Below are 334 nucleotides of genomic sequence, written 5' to 3' on the forward strand. Positions count from 1 at the left end.
ATGTTTCTTTGTATCATGATCGTGCAGAAACATTTGGTCAAAAAGCAGAATTTCGTGGCGCGTTTGATTACGTTACAGCGCGAGCAGTTGCACGATTAAATGTTTTAAGTGAACTGTGTTTACCCTTAGTTAAAAAAGAAGGCTATTTTTTAGCCGTTGGCATTCTTTGAAGACTTTGCCAGCGATAAAGCCATTTGTGATGTTGGCGCAGGCGCAGGATTTCCAAGTATTCCTTTGAAAATTGTTTTTCCTTCATTAAATGTCACAATTGTTGACTCTTTAAATAAACGAATTACTTTCCTAACAGAGTTAGTGAATCAACTAGGTTTGGCTA

General features: G+C 37.1%; 2 protein-coding genes. Both read left to right on the top strand.

Going from position 1 to position 334, the window contains the following annotated elements; genetic code table 11:
* Positions 1-8: 8 nt before the first annotated feature.
* Positions 9-170, top strand: a complete 162-nt coding sequence (locus ACXIUA_RS01265; protein ID WP_457975929.1) for an RsmG family class I SAM-dependent methyltransferase — start codon at positions 9-11, stop codon at positions 168-170.
* Positions 157-334, top strand: a 178-nt coding sequence (locus ACXIUA_RS01270) for an RsmG family class I SAM-dependent methyltransferase (protein WP_457975930.1), incomplete at its 3' end; no start/stop codon positions are given. The genes ACXIUA_RS01265 and ACXIUA_RS01270, both read left to right, overlap by 14 nt.

This window comes from Corynebacterium sp. UMB8791 (assembly GCF_054166365.1).